At 41.3% G+C, this 17,552-nt stretch carries 17 protein-coding genes; 16 read left to right on the forward strand and 1 reads right to left on the reverse strand.

Going from position 1 to position 17,552, the window contains the following annotated elements; translation table 11 throughout:
• The first annotated feature begins 1 nt into the window (after position 1).
• The 15 genes from J2W55_RS04380 (at position 2) to J2W55_RS04450 (ending at position 16,151) form a co-directional block, all read left to right on the forward strand.
• On the forward strand, positions 2 to 469 hold the full coding sequence (locus J2W55_RS04380) for an SRPBCC family protein (protein ID WP_310092386.1): 468 nt from the start codon (positions 2 to 4) through the stop codon (positions 467 to 469).
• Positions 470 to 475: 6 nt separating this feature from the next.
• Entirely contained in the window at positions 476 to 868 is a 393-nt protein-coding gene (locus tag J2W55_RS04385; RefSeq protein WP_310092389.1) for a DoxX family protein, read from the forward strand.
• An 8-nt stretch (positions 869 to 876) separates the two neighbouring features.
• Entirely contained in the window at positions 877 to 1,434 is a 558-nt protein-coding gene (locus J2W55_RS04390; RefSeq protein ID WP_310092391.1) for a DUF4256 domain-containing protein, read from the forward strand.
• Positions 1,435 to 1,580: 146 nt separating this feature from the next.
• Complete coding sequence (locus tag J2W55_RS04395) at positions 1,581 to 2,162, forward strand: YdeI/OmpD-associated family protein (protein ID WP_310092393.1); 582 nt, start codon at positions 1,581 to 1,583, stop codon at positions 2,160 to 2,162.
• A 215-nt stretch (positions 2,163 to 2,377) separates the two neighbouring features.
• Complete coding sequence (locus tag J2W55_RS04400; protein WP_310092394.1) at positions 2,378 to 3,910, forward strand: glycoside hydrolase family 28 protein; 1,533 nt, start codon at positions 2,378 to 2,380, stop codon at positions 3,908 to 3,910.
• 201 nt (positions 3,911 to 4,111) lie between these two features.
• On the forward strand, positions 4,112 to 5,299 hold the full coding sequence (gene nagA / locus J2W55_RS04405; protein ID WP_310092397.1) for an N-acetylglucosamine-6-phosphate deacetylase: 1,188 nt from the start codon (positions 4,112 to 4,114) through the stop codon (positions 5,297 to 5,299).
• A gap of 12 nt (positions 5,300 to 5,311) precedes the next feature.
• Positions 5,312 to 6,076 (forward strand): glucosamine-6-phosphate deaminase, encoded by a 765-nt coding sequence (locus tag J2W55_RS04410; protein ID WP_310092399.1) that lies wholly within the window; start codon positions 5,312 to 5,314, stop codon positions 6,074 to 6,076.
• Between the two features lie 237 nt (positions 6,077 to 6,313).
• Positions 6,314 to 7,960, forward strand: a complete 1,647-nt coding sequence (locus tag J2W55_RS04415) for a tetratricopeptide repeat protein (RefSeq protein ID WP_310092401.1) — start codon at positions 6,314 to 6,316, stop codon at positions 7,958 to 7,960.
• A 260-nt stretch (positions 7,961 to 8,220) separates the two neighbouring features.
• The gene (locus tag J2W55_RS04420; protein ID WP_310092403.1) at positions 8,221 to 11,001 is read left to right on the forward strand and encodes a TonB-dependent receptor; all 2,781 of its coding nucleotides are present in this window, start codon (positions 8,221 to 8,223) and stop codon (positions 10,999 to 11,001) included.
• 31 nt (positions 11,002 to 11,032) lie between these two features.
• Positions 11,033 to 12,298, forward strand: coding sequence for a beta-helix domain-containing protein (locus tag J2W55_RS04425; protein WP_310092404.1), 1,266 nt, complete (start codon positions 11,033 to 11,035; stop codon positions 12,296 to 12,298).
• A gap of 3 nt (positions 12,299 to 12,301) precedes the next feature.
• Positions 12,302 to 13,363, forward strand: coding sequence for a phytase (locus tag J2W55_RS04430; RefSeq protein ID WP_310092406.1), 1,062 nt, complete (start codon positions 12,302 to 12,304; stop codon positions 13,361 to 13,363).
• Between the two features lie 222 nt (positions 13,364 to 13,585).
• A complete protein-coding gene (locus J2W55_RS04435) occupies positions 13,586 to 14,398 on the forward strand; it encodes a DUF6597 domain-containing transcriptional factor (RefSeq protein ID WP_310092409.1) in 813 nt (270 codons plus the stop codon).
• Between the two features lie 89 nt (positions 14,399 to 14,487).
• Positions 14,488 to 14,868 (forward strand): YybH family protein, encoded by a 381-nt coding sequence (locus J2W55_RS04440; protein WP_310092412.1) that lies wholly within the window; start codon positions 14,488 to 14,490, stop codon positions 14,866 to 14,868.
• A gap of 155 nt (positions 14,869 to 15,023) precedes the next feature.
• Positions 15,024 to 15,797 carry an isocitrate lyase/PEP mutase family protein gene (locus J2W55_RS04445; protein WP_310092415.1) on the forward strand — a complete coding sequence of 258 codons (774 nt, stop codon included), beginning with the start codon at positions 15,024 to 15,026 and terminating at the stop codon, positions 15,795 to 15,797.
• Between the two features lie 162 nt (positions 15,798 to 15,959).
• Positions 15,960 to 16,151, forward strand: coding sequence for a hypothetical protein (locus J2W55_RS04450; RefSeq protein WP_310092416.1), 192 nt, complete (start codon positions 15,960 to 15,962; stop codon positions 16,149 to 16,151).
• A gap of 144 nt (positions 16,152 to 16,295) precedes the next feature.
• Here the strand turns inward: J2W55_RS04450 and J2W55_RS04455 are convergent, their stop codons facing one another.
• Positions 16,296 to 16,544 carry a hypothetical protein gene (locus tag J2W55_RS04455; protein ID WP_310092418.1) on the reverse strand — a complete coding sequence of 83 codons (249 nt, stop codon included), beginning with the start codon at positions 16,542 to 16,544 and terminating at the stop codon, positions 16,296 to 16,298.
• Between the two features lie 245 nt (positions 16,545 to 16,789).
• Here J2W55_RS04455 and J2W55_RS04460 point away from each other — a divergent pair, with 245 nt between their 5' ends.
• A complete protein-coding gene (locus J2W55_RS04460) occupies positions 16,790 to 17,485 on the forward strand; it encodes a head GIN domain-containing protein (RefSeq protein WP_310092420.1) in 696 nt (231 codons plus the stop codon).
• Positions 17,486 to 17,552 lie beyond the last annotated feature (67 nt).

Here is a 17,552-nt window from a genome sequence, read left to right on the forward strand (position 1 = left end):
TATGGAACGAAAGACAAAAGTTAATGCCGAAGAAGGCAAACAGGAATTGATGATAACAAGGGAATTTGATTTACCGTTAGAACTGCTTTTTAAAGCCAATGTAGATCCTTTGATTATTGAGCAATGGATGGGAACCAAAGTGCTGAAATTTGATGGTAAAAAACACGGCAGTTACCAGTTTGAAACATCTGATGCTCAGGGAAATGTAGTATTCAGAGCTAACGGGGCAATTCACGAACTAATACCTGAGCAAAAAATAATACGGACGTTTGAAATGGAAAACACTCCTTTTGGGGTCCAGCTGGAATTGCATGAGTTTGAACAACTTACTGATAATACAAGCAGACTCCAGATACGCGTAATATATGAGTCGGTTGCACAAAGGGACCAGGTGCTGAAGTTACCTTTTACCCAGGGTATAAACATGGCGCATAACCGTTTGCAGGATGTAGTAAGCAAATTAAAATAACACGCCATGACCACAAGAAATAAAATCATCTATTGGGGAGCCACCATCTGGCTTGCATTGGGAATGGTATCAACGGGCGCGGTACAACTTTTCAGAGTAAAAGCTGGATCTGGTGGAGTAGATAGTATTACCCAATTAGGCTATCCTATTTATTTTTTAACGATAATAGGTATCTGGAAAATTCTGGGGGTAATAACGGTGCTTATGCCTAAATTGCCTTTATTAAAAGAATGGGCTTATGCAGGCTTTTTCTTTGTCATGTCAGGTGCTGTAATTTCTCACTTAGCCGGTGGAGATAGCGCCAAAGAATTTTTTGGACCGGTATTACTACTGGTTCTGACGGTGGTTTCGTGGTATTTCAGGCCCGCGGACAGGAAAATTATTTCAGTTAACCAATAAATGAACGAATGAAGAAGGAATTATCTACCACACAACGTGAAGAATTACTCGGTATTTTAAAAGCCCGTTTTGAGAAAAACATGAACCGCCATAATGATATTGAATGGGCTAAAGTACAAACCAGGCTACAAGCTAATGCTGAAAAACTATGGTCGCTCAATGAAATGGAGATGACCGGTGGCGAACCGGATGTTGTAGCTCACGATCAAAAAACGGGCGAATACATATTTTATGATTGCTCGGCAGAAAGCCCTAAAGGCCGGAGAAGCCTTTGTTATGACCATGAAGCCCTGGAGGCAAGGAAAGAACATAAACCTGAAAACAGCGCTGTTGAGATGGCACGTGACATGGGTATTGAGCTTTTGTCAGAAGAACAGTACCGCGAGCTGCAGAAACTTGGAAAGTTCGATACAAAAACATCAAGCTGGGTGAAGACCCCTGCTGATATCAGAAAGCTTGGCGGCGCTATTTTTGTTGATTACCGGTACGGCACTGTTTTCGTGTATCACAACGGTGCGGAATCCTACTACGCTGCCAGAGGGTTCCGTGGCTCACTAAGGATCTGAATTTTGCACAAGCCTGATTTTGGGAACCCGCTTTGGTAGCCTTGTTAATTATGTGCTAACAATCAAAAGACAAGTAAAACCGTTGCAGGCAACGCCTATATTAACACAGGTCCTGAAACAAACAATATACCATTACGAAGAAAAGCATGAATCCGAAGGTTGATTTTTATTTTAAAAAAGCCGAAAAATGGCAGGAGGAATTGGAGCAATTGAGAATAATTGCCCTTGATTGTATGCTGACCGAAGAATTGAAATGGGGAGTTCCTTGTTACACGTACCAAAAAAGTAACATCGTTTTGATACATGTTTTTAAAGAATACTGTGCGCTTTTGTTTTTCAAGGGCGCTTTGTTAAATGATGCCAATGGTATCCTGATCCAGCAAACGGAGAATGTGCAGGCCGCGCGGCAGGTCCGGTTTACCAGCGTTCAGGAAATAATTGAGATGAAGGCCATCCTGAGCGCCTATATCTATGAAGCTATTGAAGTAGAAAAAGCAGGCTTGAAAGTGGATTTTAAAAAGACCGCCGAATTCACAATTCCCGAAGAGTTCCGGAAGAAATTAGATGAAATCCCAGCCTTGAAAGCTGCTTTTAATGCATTAACACCCGGGCGGCAAAGAGCATATCTTCTTCATTTTTCTGCACCTAAACAGCCTAAAACCCGCGAATCGCGGATTGATAAATGTATGCAGTTAATCCTTAACGGAAAGGGATTAAATGATCAGTAACCCGGTGGGAAAATAAGTTACCTAACCTAATATAAGATCTCATTTGTTGTGCGCAGAACAATACTCCATCTGCGTTGTAGAACACCCATTAAATAACACATTGCAATTAAACAAAAGTTGATATAAAATTTGGGCTTTTGATTGTGTATGTTTGACAATCGGGGTGGCATAATCTATCGCCGGTTAATCATCCAATTTATAACAGGTAATACAAAATGAAAGTAAAGCTATCTCTTATTTTTTTCATGCTTTTTGCAACGCAGTTATACGCACAACAAAAAATTTACAACATTGCGAGCATTGGCGCATCGGGTAATGGAAAAAAAGACAATGCGAGGATCATTCAAAAAGCTATTGACGATTGCTCAGCCTCCGGGGGCGGTATAGTGCTGGTACCGGCGGGTAAATTTTTAACGAGCGTAATTTATCTGAAATCAAATGTGGAGTTAAGGCTTGAGCACAATGCAGAATTGCTTGCATCTGCTGAACGTATAACTTATGGATCTGGCAAGGCATCCCCCTTAATTAGGGCTGAGGGACAGCAAAATATAGCCATTACCGGAAAAGGCACTATAAACGGGCAGGGAGAAGCTTTATTAAAAGATATTTATAGGATGCTGAACAATGGCACCTTAAAAGATAAAGAGTGGAAAACCTACAACGACTGGCATCAACTGCGGCCTGAAGAGGATAACAGGCCTAAACTGGTCTTTTTTGAAAATTGTGATAAAATAAAGATCAAGAATGTGACCATTAGAAATGGCCTGTGCTGGATACAGGAATACCGCAACTGTACCAATATGATTGTTGATAGCATTAAAGTTATCAGTAATACATTTTTAAATAACGATGGTATTGATCTGGTTGATTGCCGGGATGTAAAGCTTACCAACAGCTTTTTTAATGTTGCTGATGATGGTATCTGCCTCAAATCATCTGATGCCAAAGGTTTCTGCGAAAATATTTTTATTGCCAATTGTAAAATACGTTCCAGTGCCAGTGCATTTAAAATGGGAACGGCATCTTTCGGCGGTTTTAAAAAGGTAACCGTGCGTAATATTTACGTTTATGATACTTACCGGTCGGCCGTTGCCATTGAATCAGTTGATGGCGGCGTGATAGAGGATATTGATGTTCGCCATGTTGTTGCAAAAAATACGGGGAATGCTGTTTTTATCCGACTGGGTAAACGCAACAAGCTTAGCTCGCCGGGGCGAATTAGCCATATATACATTGGGGACGTTACGGCAGACATACCAGCCGGAAAACCCGATGCCGGCTATCATATGGATGGGCCTCCTGAGCAATTTCCGCATAATACTTTCCCGGCTTCGGTTTCAGGTATTCCCGGTTACGCGGTGAAAGATGTTACACTTGAAAACATAAATATAAATTACAAAGGTGTTGCCAAAAAAAAGCTGGCCTGGTTTAACAGCGATTCCTTGACAAAAGTACCCGAGAGGATATCGAATTATCCCGAATTTTCAATGTTTGGCGAGCTGCCGGCCTCGGCATTTTATGTAAGGCACGCCGAAGATATCACCATGAAGAATATGAAAATAGCTTACACGGGGAGTGAATTCCGCACACCGTTTATTTTTGATGATGTTCGCCAACTTACTTTTGACCGCGTAAATGTTACTGGTTTTAATGCTTTGCCTTTAGTGATATTGAATAACGTTAAAGTTAAGTTGATGAAAGATATCCAGCTGCCCGACCAGCGCAAACAACTTATAAAAATTCAGTGATTTTTAGCAAATTAAAGTAGAATATCCGTTTGGTAAGCCTGGGAATAGTTTAGCTAAATTTTAAACTTTCCGTTTGATTTTTTTAAATAGGAATATAAAAATAATTACTTATAATTGTATTCGTGTACGTACACGTAATTATAAACCTGGGAATAAAATCATTTGCTTTAAAAAGAAGGCTCATATAAGTACTTAAAAAAAATGGATACTTCGGATTTGAAAATTATTAATGCGAAAATTGTAACGCCAACCCGAATAATAAAAAACGGCACCTTATTGGCTCAACACGGTAAGATCACTGCCATTGCCGAAGGTAACATAGATTACGAAAGTAAAACAGTGATTGACGCCGGTGGTAAATTCCTATCGCCCGGATTTGTAGATATCCATGTGCATGGTGGGGGAGGGTATGACTTTATGGACAATACGATTGATGCCTATCTGGAAATTGCCAAATTACATGCCAGCTACGGCACCACGGCATTTACCCCCACAACATTAAGCTGCGAACGCGATGCCTTGCTTAAAACACTGAGCTTATACGAAGAAGCCGCCCCGTTAAATGTAAATGGCGCTCAGTTTTTAGGTATGCACATTGAGGGGCCTTACTTTGCTATGGAGCAGCGCGGCGCACAAGACCCCCGGTTTATCCGTCTGCCTGATCGGGAGGAGTATCAGGAAGTTTTACGGCATTCATCAATTATAAAAAGGTGGAGTGCAGCTCCCGAGCTGAAGGGGGCGGTTGAATTTGGAAGATACATTAAAGCAAAAGGGATATTGCCATCAATAGCCCATACCAATGCCGTATATGAGGAAGTGCTTGAAGCGTACGAAAATGGTTACACCCATATTACTCATTTCTATTCATGTATGTCGGGGGTATCCAGGCGTAACGCGTTCAGGTACGCCGGGGTTATTGAAAGTGGCTATTTGATAGAGGATATGACGGTTGAGATAATTGCCGACGGGAGCCATCTGCCACCTGCTTTGCTCAAACTTGTTTATAAGATCAAAGGGCCTGATAAAACCGCCCTGGTAACTGATGCCATGAGAGCTGCGGGGATGCCTCCGGGCGAAAGCATTTTAGGCGATATTCATAATGGTTTAAAGGTTATAGTAGAGGATAATGTGGCAAAATTGCCTGATAGAAGCGCATTTGCAGGAAGCGTGGCCACCACTATCCAGCTTGTTAAAAATATGATCACGCTTGCAGATATTCCGGTTATTGACGCGGTGAAAATGATGACAGCCACTCCGGCCAAAATTATGGGAGCAGATGATGAAAAAGGGGCAATTGTGGTTGGAAAGGATGCCGACCTGGTGATCTTTGATGATGATATCAGACTTCACAAAACCATTATTGGCGGCAGAGTTGTTCATACGGTTTAATAAGCGAAACTTATGTTATCCCACATAAAAAAAGAAAAGCTCGACGTACTCGTTTTTGAAAACAGGACAGCGCTTGGTCAAACCGCTGCCAAAATGGTGAGCGAAAAAATAAGGCAGTTGCTGTTTACAAAGCCTGCAATTAACATGATTTTTGCCGCGGCCCCCTCGCAAAATGAATTTCTTGACGCTTTGTCCAACGATGATAGTATTGACTGGCAAAAGATAAATGCCTTTCATATGGATGAGTATTTAGGCTTGCCCCCAGCTGCCCCCGAGCTGTTTGGCAGCTTTCTTAAAAAAAAGCTTTTTGACCGCGTGCCATTTGCATCAGTAAATTACATAAATGGCGACCTGTTAAATTATAAAGCCGAGTGTGACCGTTACTCCAATTTAATAAAAAACAATCCTGCTGATATAGTATGTATGGGCATAGGCGAAAACACCCACCTCGCGTTTAATGATCCCCACGTTGCGGATTTCAATGATCCGGAAATAGTTAAGATGGTGCAACTTGACCTTGCCTGCAGGCAGCAGCAAGTTAACGATGGTTGTTTTGATACCTTGAATGATGTGCCTGAGTATGCCATTACGTTAACAATTCCTGCTTTAATGAGTAGTACCTATATATACTGTATGGTACCCGGAAGCAATAAAGAAGCCGCTGTAAAACATACGCTTGATGAACCGGTATCTGATTATTATCCTTCAACCATATTGAAAACGCACAATAACGCGATGCTTTTTCTTGATCAGGACAGCTTCAGTAAAATTTCATAAATTCCAGCTACCCGCAGGGGAGCCGATAAAAAATAGCCATAATGCTTTAGTAACAAAATGGTAAAGGATAAACGGCACCTTATCGCGTATCATTAATTATCGTTCATTAGTTAACATTAACATCACATTAAATTACTTCCTTTACTCGCTATTTACATATCCGGGTGTTATTTGGTGTATTATTTAATAATACATTAACCATTTGTTTAATAATATGGTCATTTGCTCAATTATAGTATGATTACTCTTCAGGCCAGGCAAGCCCAATTAATACTGTTCCTGTTCTTATTTTTACTATCCGGCAAAGTAGCGTTAACCCAATCTATTAAAACCATCCGGTTTCAGGAGGTACAATTACTCGGGCAGCAGCACCCGGACTCTGCATTGATCGTGCTAAAAAAAATTCATGCCAGGGCCATTCAGGATAATGATAACCTTGCAGCCGGTATGAGCCTGCAGCAAATGGGGCAAATTTGCTTTAATCAGGGGCATTATGCACAGGCTTTGGATTTTTATTTACATGCCGATAAGATATTTGGGCAGGAAGGAAATAAAGATATGCTTGCCGGGAATATGAGTAAAATGGGTATCCTGTACTATTATAACAAACAGTCTGATAAGTCATACCTGTTATATAAAAAAGCACTGGCGCTATATAAGTCAACAAATAATAAACGCGGGCAAGCCGAAGTATTTGGCGCTATTGGGCACCTGTATGAAAAGCACCACCGGTATGATAGCTCCTTTTACTATCAGCATTTGGCATTGAGTACTTATAGTCTGATCAGGGACAATTATGGTAAAGCCAAAATTTATGAGAATTTGGGCAGTATTCATGAAGACTTGGCAAACTACGATTCGTCCTATTCCTGCTTTAAAAAATCGCTTGACCTTTACCGGCAGTACCATGATGAGGTTGCCAGTATTGAGGTGATCAACAATATAGGTGATATTTTACGTAAAACGGGCAAATATGGGCAAGGTATACTGCAATCACGCCTGGCGTATACCCTGTCATTAAAAACCAATAATTTATATCAGCTCGCAGCCTCATGCCGGGATCTGGGCAAATCTTACCAGTTGCTAAACCGGCTCGACAGCGCTTATCATTATCTTGAGCTCAGCAGGAAATATTCGCTTGAAGTATATTCCCGGGAAAGCCTTAAACAAACCGCCTTTTTACAGGTGTTGTATGATATGGATAAGAAAAGTGATGAGATCATACGTCTTAACAATATCCGCAAAACCAACCAGATTGTCGCTATCGCAGTTACAATTATTGTGATCTTGCTGATCGTTTTGGGATTGGTAACATTTAGCCGGCAGCGGTTAAAGATCAAAGATCAGCGTGTGTTAGCCGAACAGGACAAGTCGATATTTGAGGCACAGCGCGGGCTAATGGAGCTCGAATTAAAAAACAAGCAGCTTGAGGAAGAAAGCCTGAAACAACAACTGGAATTAAAAAGCCAGGAGTTATCGGCTCATACGCTAAATCTGATAAAAAATAACCAATTACTTGAAAACATGCGTAACACGCTTCAGAGTATGGTTAAAGAAGATAAGCGCGACCAAAAGAAACAGATGCAGCAGATCATTCAGCAAATTAACCAGAGCTTTAATCATGAACAGCACTGGAAGGAGTTTACCGTGGCGTTTGAACAGGTGCACCAGCGTTTCTTTGATAAATTGAAACACCATAGCAGCGATCTCACCTCAACTGATATAAGGCTTATTGCCTTGCTTAAGGTAAATATGGATTCTAAAGATATAGCCGGATTATTGGGTATATCAACAGATAGTTTGCGGGTTGCACGATACCGCCTTCGGAAAAAACTCAATATACAACAGGGCGAAAACCTCTCCACCTTTATACAGGCCCTGTAGCTCAAACAGAGCCACAAATAAACATGTTTTTAATGGTTAACATTTGCTTAATGTAACGGTAATGTAATGATAATGGCGGTTTTTAAATAGTTCAATAAATTGATAATGAGTTGATTGTAATTTATTGTTGCTGTTTGATATACGCTTTGTGTAACGCTGTTTCCTTTTTGTAACGGTAACTATTCATGTTGATGTTTTTGTTTAAACATCTTTGCGCCGTCAAAAAAACAACAACTCACAATTGTATCAATCATCAAAAAATGAATAAATATTTACAAACCTTATTATTCATGCTGCTATGCGTTACCGCGGCGAATGCAACAAAACTTAAGGGCCATGTTTATGACCGTAAAACCGGCGAACCAATGGTAGGTGCTACGGTTAGCCTTGATAAAACCGGCAAAGCAACAACTACCGGTTTAGATGGCTCATTTGAATTAAAAGATGTTCCTAAAGGCAGCTTTTCCCTGCGGGTTTCATATGTTATGTACAAAACAATAGTGCAGGAACTTGAAATAACTAAAGAGGACAACCCACACCTGAAGATATACCTTGAAGATGCCGGCAAGGTCCTGCAGGAGGTAACGGTTTTATCGCAAAAAAATGGCTCGACCGAAAATACGGCCAGGCGCATTGAGCAGCAGGCAACCCAGGTAATGAACATTGTTTCGGGGAAAGCCATTGAAATATCGCCCGACCTAACCGTGGCCAATGTTATTGCACGTGTTTCGGGTGTTTCGGTTGAACGGAACAGTAATGGCGACGGACAATACGCTATACTTAGGGGTATGGATAAGCGCTATAACTACACACTGGTTAATGGTGTTAAAATACCAAGCCCTGATAATAAATACCGTTACGTTCCGCTTGATCTTTTCCCTTCAGATCTATTGGAGCGATTGGAAGTTTACAAAACCCTCACTCCCAATCTGGAAGGCGACGCGATTGGCGGCGCGGTAAACATGGTTATGAAAGATGCACCTGATCGTTTCCAGGTAAATGCCAATATCGCCACAGGCTACAGCCAGTTATTTTTTGACCGCGATTTCACCAGTTTTGACGCGTCAAACATCAACCACAAATCGCCTTATGATATAAATGGCAGCAAATACAGCGCTACCCCGGCCGATTTTAATAAAGGTACTGTTACCTATACATCCAAAAAGCCGGCACCTAACCTGGTGGGTAGCTTATCTATCGGGCAGCGTTTTTTGGATAATAAGTTAGGTATAATTATAGCCGGGAGTTATCAAAACACCTATCGCGGCAGCAACAGTACATTTTACAACTCATCGGTAAATAATATTGATCAATACGCTGTGATCACCAATAAGGATTATCGCCAGTATTCTGAGCAACAAAAACGTTTAGGCCTGCATGGCAAGGTTGATTATGTGTTTGATAAAAACAATAAGATAAGCCTTTACAATGTATACGTAAACCTGGTTAATCAGCAATTACGTGATGTGGTGAGCACCTCATATAACGGACAGTATCATCCCGAAAGCGGCAATGCCGAGCTAAGCTATACTACCCGCAGCCGTTTAACCGAGCAAAAAATTTACAATAGCACCCTGCATGGCGATCACAAATTTTTTGATGATAAATTTAAAGTGCAGTGGTCGGCAGTGTATTCTTCGGCTAAAAATGACGTGCCTGATAATACAAGCATCAGTTTAAATGGCGTGGAAGAGAATTTTCAAAGCAGGCGCACGTCATTGGGCACTACAGCACCAATAAGCCGCCGGTGGGAACGTAATACCGACGAAGATAAGGCTGGTTATTTAGACCTCACTTATAACATTTTCAGAGGCGATAAAAAGCTGGATGTTGTAGTGGGTGGTTTATATCGCGATAAACAACGCAGTAGTTTCTATAACAATTATACACTTGCCCAGTTAGCTGATCATGCTCCTGATCAATATGGTAAGGATTTTCAAAACTATGCCGATTTGAATTATCTTGTGGTATCAAATCCAACAGGCGCGGTAATCAATCCCTTAACCTATGATGCTTCGGAAAAAACAAGTGCCGGTTACGGTATGTTCAAATATAATGATGCAAAATGGGAAGTAACAGCCGGCGCAAGGATTGAGCATACCAATCAGGGTTATCACCTGTTATTTCCACAGGGCGAGTCAAGGCCAACTGGCAGCCAGATCTATACCGATGTATTGCCAAGTGCCGTGTTGAAATATCATTTAACAGATAAGTCACAGTTGCACGCTTCGTATTACAAAGCTGTAAACCGCCCGGGTTTTTATGAGATTGTGCCAAGCAAGATAGTTAACGAAGAATACCAGGAGCGCGGTAACCCCGATCTGAAACGCGCCATTGCAGATAACTATGATTTGCGTTATGAGTTGTTCCCCGGTGCATCTGAGCAGTTGCTCGCCGGTGTATTTTACAAACGCATTAATGATCCGATAGAATATACCTTTCAACCCGATGCAATAAGGGGGCAGGATACTTATTACAGCCCTGGCAACTTTGGTACAGCTAAAAACTATGGTTTGGAGCTCGATTATATCAAATTCTTTAATAAAATAGGCGTTAAGGCTAACTACACATATACCCACTCGCGTATCACAACTCCAAAAACATCAAGGAAGATCGATCAGGAAACCGGCGACCCTGTACCATTTCTTGTAAATCAAACAAGGCCTTTATTCGGTCAGTCAGAACACATAGCCAACTTATCCATACTTTATAAGGATACGAAAAAGGGGTGGGACGCCCAGTTAGCCGGCGGTTATACAGGTCCGCGCATCAATACCGTTTCGCAGTTCCTGAACAATGATCTTTGGCAGAAAGGTTTTATCCAGATGGATGCCTCGGCCGAGAAAAGATTTAAAGGCGGGATCAGCGTATTTGCTAAAGCAAATAACATTCTTAATACCCCAACCAAACTGTTCATTAAAGGTACAAACCCCGAAAACAACAAGATTGCGGAAAAATTGGTGCAAAACGGACAAACGCTTATCCGCAATGATCATTACGGACAAAGCTATCTGTTAGGCGTAAGATATAAATTCAATTAATAAGCAGCTATAGTTTCAAAAATATACGATCATGAAATTTAAACACATATTTACAGCAATGGCGTTTGCCGCGGTGGTTTTAGCCGGTTGCGAAAAGGCTAATAAAGATGTTGATACCACCCCGCAAAATGGCTCGGCAATTGGCGACGTATCAGGCGTATGGACCAAAGGCAGTGTACATGAGATCAAGGGCGATATCATTGTGCCCGAGGGAAAAACCCTTACTATTGAAGCCGGGGTAACCGTTTTGATGGATGCAACCACAAAACCGGAGATTGTGATCAAAGGTAACTTATACTCATTAGGAACTGCCGAAAGCCCGGTGAAATTCACTGTAAGCGACGCTTACAGAACGGATGCGAATAAATTTGGTAAGTTATGGGGTGGCATCCTGGCTGCTCCAACCTGTACCGAACTTGTACTTGACCATACTATTCTTGAGTATGGCGGCAATACTACTTCCGATGCTTCAACATCAGTTAAAATGGGGTTATATAAAGCTGTAGCCGGCGAAAATTTACCTGCGCTTTGGTTTTCAAACGTTAACGGCAAGCTGATTGTGCAAAACTGTATCATCCGTAATTTTCAGGAAGATTGCACCTACATTGAAGGCGGTAAGATCATATTTGCCAATAACGTATTTTACACTACAGGTGTAAGCGGTGGTGAGGCTATGAACTTTAAATCGGGATGTTTAGCAGATGTGGCATATAACCTGGTATACAGCGCAAACACCAATGCTTTAAAATTATCAAACAGCGGCGACCGCATTCCGCAGGCTTATATTATAGCTTATAACAACACCATGATTAATACAGGCTGGCGCAGGCCTACCGCTAAAGGCGGCTCGGTTTGGCTGGAAGCTACTGTACATGCCGATCTTTATAACAACTTGTTTGCCAACACCCGTTTCGGTATTAAACGCGACCCGAAGAAACCGGAAGACAATCGTTCAAAAAACGATTATAATTGGTATTATGGATTTGACCAGGCTACCGTTAATCAATTCCAGGTGGGCAGCAATGACATTGTAGCCGGTGGTACGCACGACGTAAGAGGTACTAAAGCGGGCGATAACGATCCTAAGTTTGTAAACTTCCCGTTAAGTAATCCGGTAACCAGCCCTGATTTTAATACCGCCTGGGATTTTCATTTACAAGGTAATTCACCCGCGTTAGGCAAAGGTACAGCCAACTTTACGCGTCACCACAAGGCTGGTATAGCGTTGAGCAATGGGTTAACCTATATATCTCCTGAACCTGCCACATACATAGGCGCTTACGGAACTAAATTGTAATCGATGCGGAGAAATAATATTTTTAGTTTAGTGCCTTTGGCTTTATTGTGGTTAACGTCATGCAGGCCCGCTGCCGATACCATTGGTATAAAACCGGCTATTGTTACTCAGCAGGTACAGTTTGATACTGATGACCCAGCCATTTGGGTAAATCCGGCTAATCCGGCTAAAAGCCTGATAATTGGTACAGATAAAAACAGCGACGGAGCCCTGTACGTATTTGACCTGGAAGGTAAAATTGTGAAGGATAAGGTGGTTAAAGGTTTAAAGCGACCAAATAACGTTGATTTAGCCTATGGACTGATGCTGGCAGGTAAGCCCACAGATATTGCCATTACTACCGAACGCATGACCCATAAGCTGCGCATATTTTCGGTGCCTGATATGAAACCGGTAGACAACGGTGGAATTGATGTATTTGTTGGTGAAACCGGTTTTGAATACCGCGATTTGATGGGCATAGCCATTTATACATCAAAAAAGGGACAAATGTATGCTATAGTAGGTCGCAAAAATGGCCCGCAAACAGGTGGTTATTTGTGGCAGTATTTACTACAGGATGATGGCACCGGGCATATTAAGGCAAGTTTGGTGCGCAAGTTTGGCAAATACAGCGGCAAAAAGGAAATTGAGTCAATTGCGGTTGATAATGAGCTTGGCTATGTTTATTATTCTGACGAACAAACCGGCGTGCGCCAGTATTATGCCGATCCGGAAAAGGGCGACGAGGAGCTGGGCATATTTGGTACTTCGGGCTTTAACGCGGATCATGAAGGTATTTCTATTTATAAATTAACCGATACAACAGGCTATATCCTGGTATCTGATCAAGGGGCCAACCGCTTCCAGATATTTAGCAGGCAGGGAACCAAACAAAAACCATTTGACCATAAGCTGTTGAAGATAGCCAATGTAACTGCCCGGCAAAGCGATGGATCCGACGTAATAGCTACGCCGCTTAACAACACTTTTAAACATGGTATTTTTGTAGTGATGAGCAATGACAAAACTTTTCATTACTACCGCTGGGAAGATATTGCCGGAAAAGAGTTACTGGTTAAATAGCCGCAACTTGTTCGGGAAAGCCACCTTTTCAGATGGACCCCGGTTAAAGTGCTGTTCCCATTTTTGTTCCGTTTTGTACAATTTTAAATATTGGGTTTGTTGTTTCTTTGTTGTGGCTATATAAGCTGCTTTATTAGTGTATTTTGTATAACTTAGCAATAAGGTTAGCCTATACTGAAAATAAAGCACTCGTGAGTTCAAAGAAATATTGGAAAAACGATCATGATATTTAACGAAATTCTTCCGGGTACAAAACTAAGGCCTTATATCAAGTGCTTTTACCTTTATGAGTCGCAGTCTAACTTGGATTATGACGACATTGTATTTCCGAGCGGGACGATGGAAGTAATCTTTAATTTGGGAGAAGGCTTTTGGAAAACTAAAAAGGACGGTCTATTTTGTACCACGCCGCCCATTGAACTTTGGGGACAGATCACAAAACCCCTTGCCATAAAATCTTTAGGCAGGAACACGATGCTTGGAATACGGTTTTACCCGCATTCGGCAGCCTATTTTTTTAATGAAAACGTAGCGGAATTTAACAATGAGGTTGTTGATGCTGCTCATCTATTTGGCCCGTCATTAAAAACGTTACATGCAAGACTGTTGGATAGCTCCGATCTGAATAACAGGATAGCGCTCATTGAGGATTATCTGTGGAACAAACTGATCCTCTCGGAGAAAAAACATAACAAGATCAAATTCGTCGGCGAGATTGTGAGCAGTTTGAAAACCAATTACAATAACGAAATTGTTTCTATCTCCAACCGTAACAATATATCACCCCGGTACCTTAATATGTTGTTTTCGCAATATACCGGGTTACCGCCCAAGCTGTTTTGCAAAATAAACCGCTTTCAGCACAGCCTGAACCTGGTAAATAGTAATGATCAAAAATTAACAAACGTTGCTTACCATGCTGGCTACTTTGATCAATCCCACTTCATCAGGGAATTTAAGCTGTTTACAGGTATTACACCAAACTCATTTTCGGCACAGGCTTCCCCTATAAACCAAATTTTGGCGGGCAATTAAACATTGCCGGTTTGTACAATTTTGGGTCATCCATTCCCTATAATTTTGCTGTTAATAAATGATCAATTAACAAATTAAAATTTAAAAAAATGGATTTACCAAAAAAACCAGAGCATGTTCACACAACACTTGCAAACGCCTTTAACACCGGAGATGTTAACATTGTAATGAGTATGTATGATGTTACCGGAATTATTGTTCCTGAACCCGGCAAACCGGTTTCGGGAAAAGAAAAATTTGAAGAATCGATAAAGGGCATACTATCCATCAAAGGAAAAATGGATATTAAAACCGTTTATTGTCTTCAGGCAGGGGATACCGCTGTAGGGAGGTCGGTATGGAGTATTACTGATAATGGCGAAACCAGGATCAGCGCCAAAGGGATCGAAGTAATGAAACAACAGCCTGACGGCACCTGGAAAATTATTGTTGATCACGCGTTTGGGGCAGAAGACAGCCTTGTAGCCTAAATTATTAACTCAGTATCACAAAATGGCCGGTTGAAAGATCAGGCCATTTTGCATTTAAACAAATTTGATAAACAAACGTACTGTTCCGTTTTATACTATTTTAAGGGTTGCCGGTGCTATAATTTTGTTATCATAAAACATTTAAAGTATAGATCATGAAAAATAGATTTGAAGATTTTTTAGCATTACATAAAAACTCCGAAGCCCTGCTTGTAGCAAACGTGTGGAACGCGCAAAGCGCCAGGATTTTTGAACAGAAAAACGTTAAAGCCATAGCAACATCCAGCCAGGCCGTGGCAGAAACTTTAGGTTATGCCGATGGAGAAGCAATGGACATTGAAGAGTATATGCTTATAGTTAAACGCATAGCGGCATCTGTTTCTATTCCGTTTTCGGTTGACCTTGAAGCGGGTTATGGAAATACAACTGAGCAAATCTGTAATAACATATCGCGGTTATACAGTATGGGTGTATCCGGTATTAATATTGAAGATTCTGTTGTAATTAACGGACAAAGAACGATTGTTGACGCCGAAACCTTTGCCCAAAAACTTAAAAGCATCTGCGATCAATTAAATTCAGCAGGTGTAAAAATGTTTATAAATGTACGTTCAGACAGCTTTTTGCTTGGTTTGCCCAACGCTCTTGATGATGCGCTGTCGAGGATAGATCATTACCAGCATACCGGTGTACACGGATTGTTTTTTCCGTGTGTTACAAATATCTCAGATATTGAAAAAATTACAGAGCGGTCAAAACTGCCGGTTAATGTAATGTGCATGCCCAACTTGCCAAATTTTGAGCAATTGCAAAATGCAGGTGTTAAAAGAATAAGCGTAGGGCCCTTTTTAAACATGAATATTTATAAAGGACTGGAAAATTCAATTGAAAAAATAGTTACCGAGGGCAGCTTTAGCAGTCTTTTTTGAACCCCAAAAAATGTGTAATATATGCGGCAGTACCCCTAAAAAAGGTGCTGCCGTTATAATTTACAGCCTGAAAAAATTTTAAATTTTGCAAACTAAATATTCCTGTTAGTTGTTTTAATTAAAGGATCATAACGATAACAAAAACAATAAAAGGGGGATATCATGTCCTTATTAGAAGTTGATAAGAAAAAGAAGATGCACACCGATGATGCAGATGCCCGCGTTTTGAAAACCGAAGGGCCGCTGTGCGAAAAGGATGAACAAGCCCAGGCAATTGAACGTTTAAAAAAACTCCAGGAAGAAGCCTTAAATAAATGGCATTTTAGGCGTCAGCAAAAGGAAAAGACCAAATGACCGCGCGTTGATCTGTCGGATGTGAATGGCGCTGCTCCGGGTGTTACGATAAGTAAACACCGGGCATGTGCAAATACCGTTTAACTCATTTAAAGTTAAACCGGAACATTTACGTGCTTTAGCCGAAATAAATACCACACTTAACTATTTAACAGCATGTGTGATCTGCTCACTCAGGCTGGCCCCTTCCAAAGCCAAACCAATATTTGCTAACAGATCGGGATCAACATGATGATCATCGGCGGAACGCCATGTGCCAGACCGGTGCGCGATAAAAAAGCCCGATCCATTCATATGTCTGATGCGAAAGCCGTGTTCGCCCTTCAATTGTTCCGGCTTTGCCTCAAATGAAAATAAGGCGCCGGTTGCGGGATCTTTTACTTCAATTTGCATAGCCATTTGTTTTAATAATTGTATGCCCGGGTACCTATAACTACCCTTAATTCATTAAAATAACGGCTAAGTTTAATGAAAGTTTAAAAAAATGAATAAAACCTAAACCAACAGCTTATTTGCTACCCAGCTTTTCCAGATACTGACCGAGGGGTATATCTTGCTTCATCAGAAAATATGATTTGATAAGCGCGATGTGCAACTAATTGCCGGTTTGATGCGTCTTCTAAAAAAACAATCAAATTATGAAAAGAAAAGTTTTTATTTTACTGGTATCAGCTTTAACCCTGATAACCTTTAATACTTTTGCTCAGGGACAAAGCCGGTCTGTTTCGGGGTTCAACAGCATTGAGTCGGGAGGGCCGTTTAATGTACACATTAAAATTAACGGAACAGAAAGCCTGAGGCTCGACGTAGATGAAGACATTGTTAATGATGTTAAAACAGAGGTTGTTAACGGTGTTTTAAAAGTGGGTTTCAGAAACAATTTCTCAATTCACCGCAATATCAAAAAAGGTGATATTTATATTACCGCCAGGTCGCTTAACGCGCTGGCCAACAGCGGCTCGGGCAATGTAGACCTTGACGGGGTTTTAACCGGTCAAAACGTTAAAGTAATATTAAGCGGATCGGGCAATATGAGGGCCGCCGTTAAATCCAATACGTTAGAATCAAGGATCAGCGGCTCTGGCGGCATTGAACTGAAGGGTAGTACTGAGGATGCTAATTTCCGCATTTCGGGATCAGGTGAAATAAACGGTAAGGCATTAACTGCCGGAACAGTTACCGCAAGCATCAGCGGTTCGGGCGGTGTTAGTATTATTGCCAACAAAACCGTATCAGCCCGCATAACGGGTTCGGGAGGTGTATCGTACTCGGGCAATGCCGTAATTGGCGAAACCCGGTATACTGGCTCGGGCAGGGTAAATAAAGTAAACTAAATTATTATAAAACGAGAAAGCCTTCTAAACAGAAGGCTTTTCTCGTTTTAAATCGTTCCGGTTCGCG

The organism is Mucilaginibacter pocheonensis, from assembly GCF_031456535.1.
In the GTDB taxonomy this organism is placed as follows: domain Bacteria; phylum Bacteroidota; class Bacteroidia; order Sphingobacteriales; family Sphingobacteriaceae; genus Mucilaginibacter; species Mucilaginibacter pocheonensis.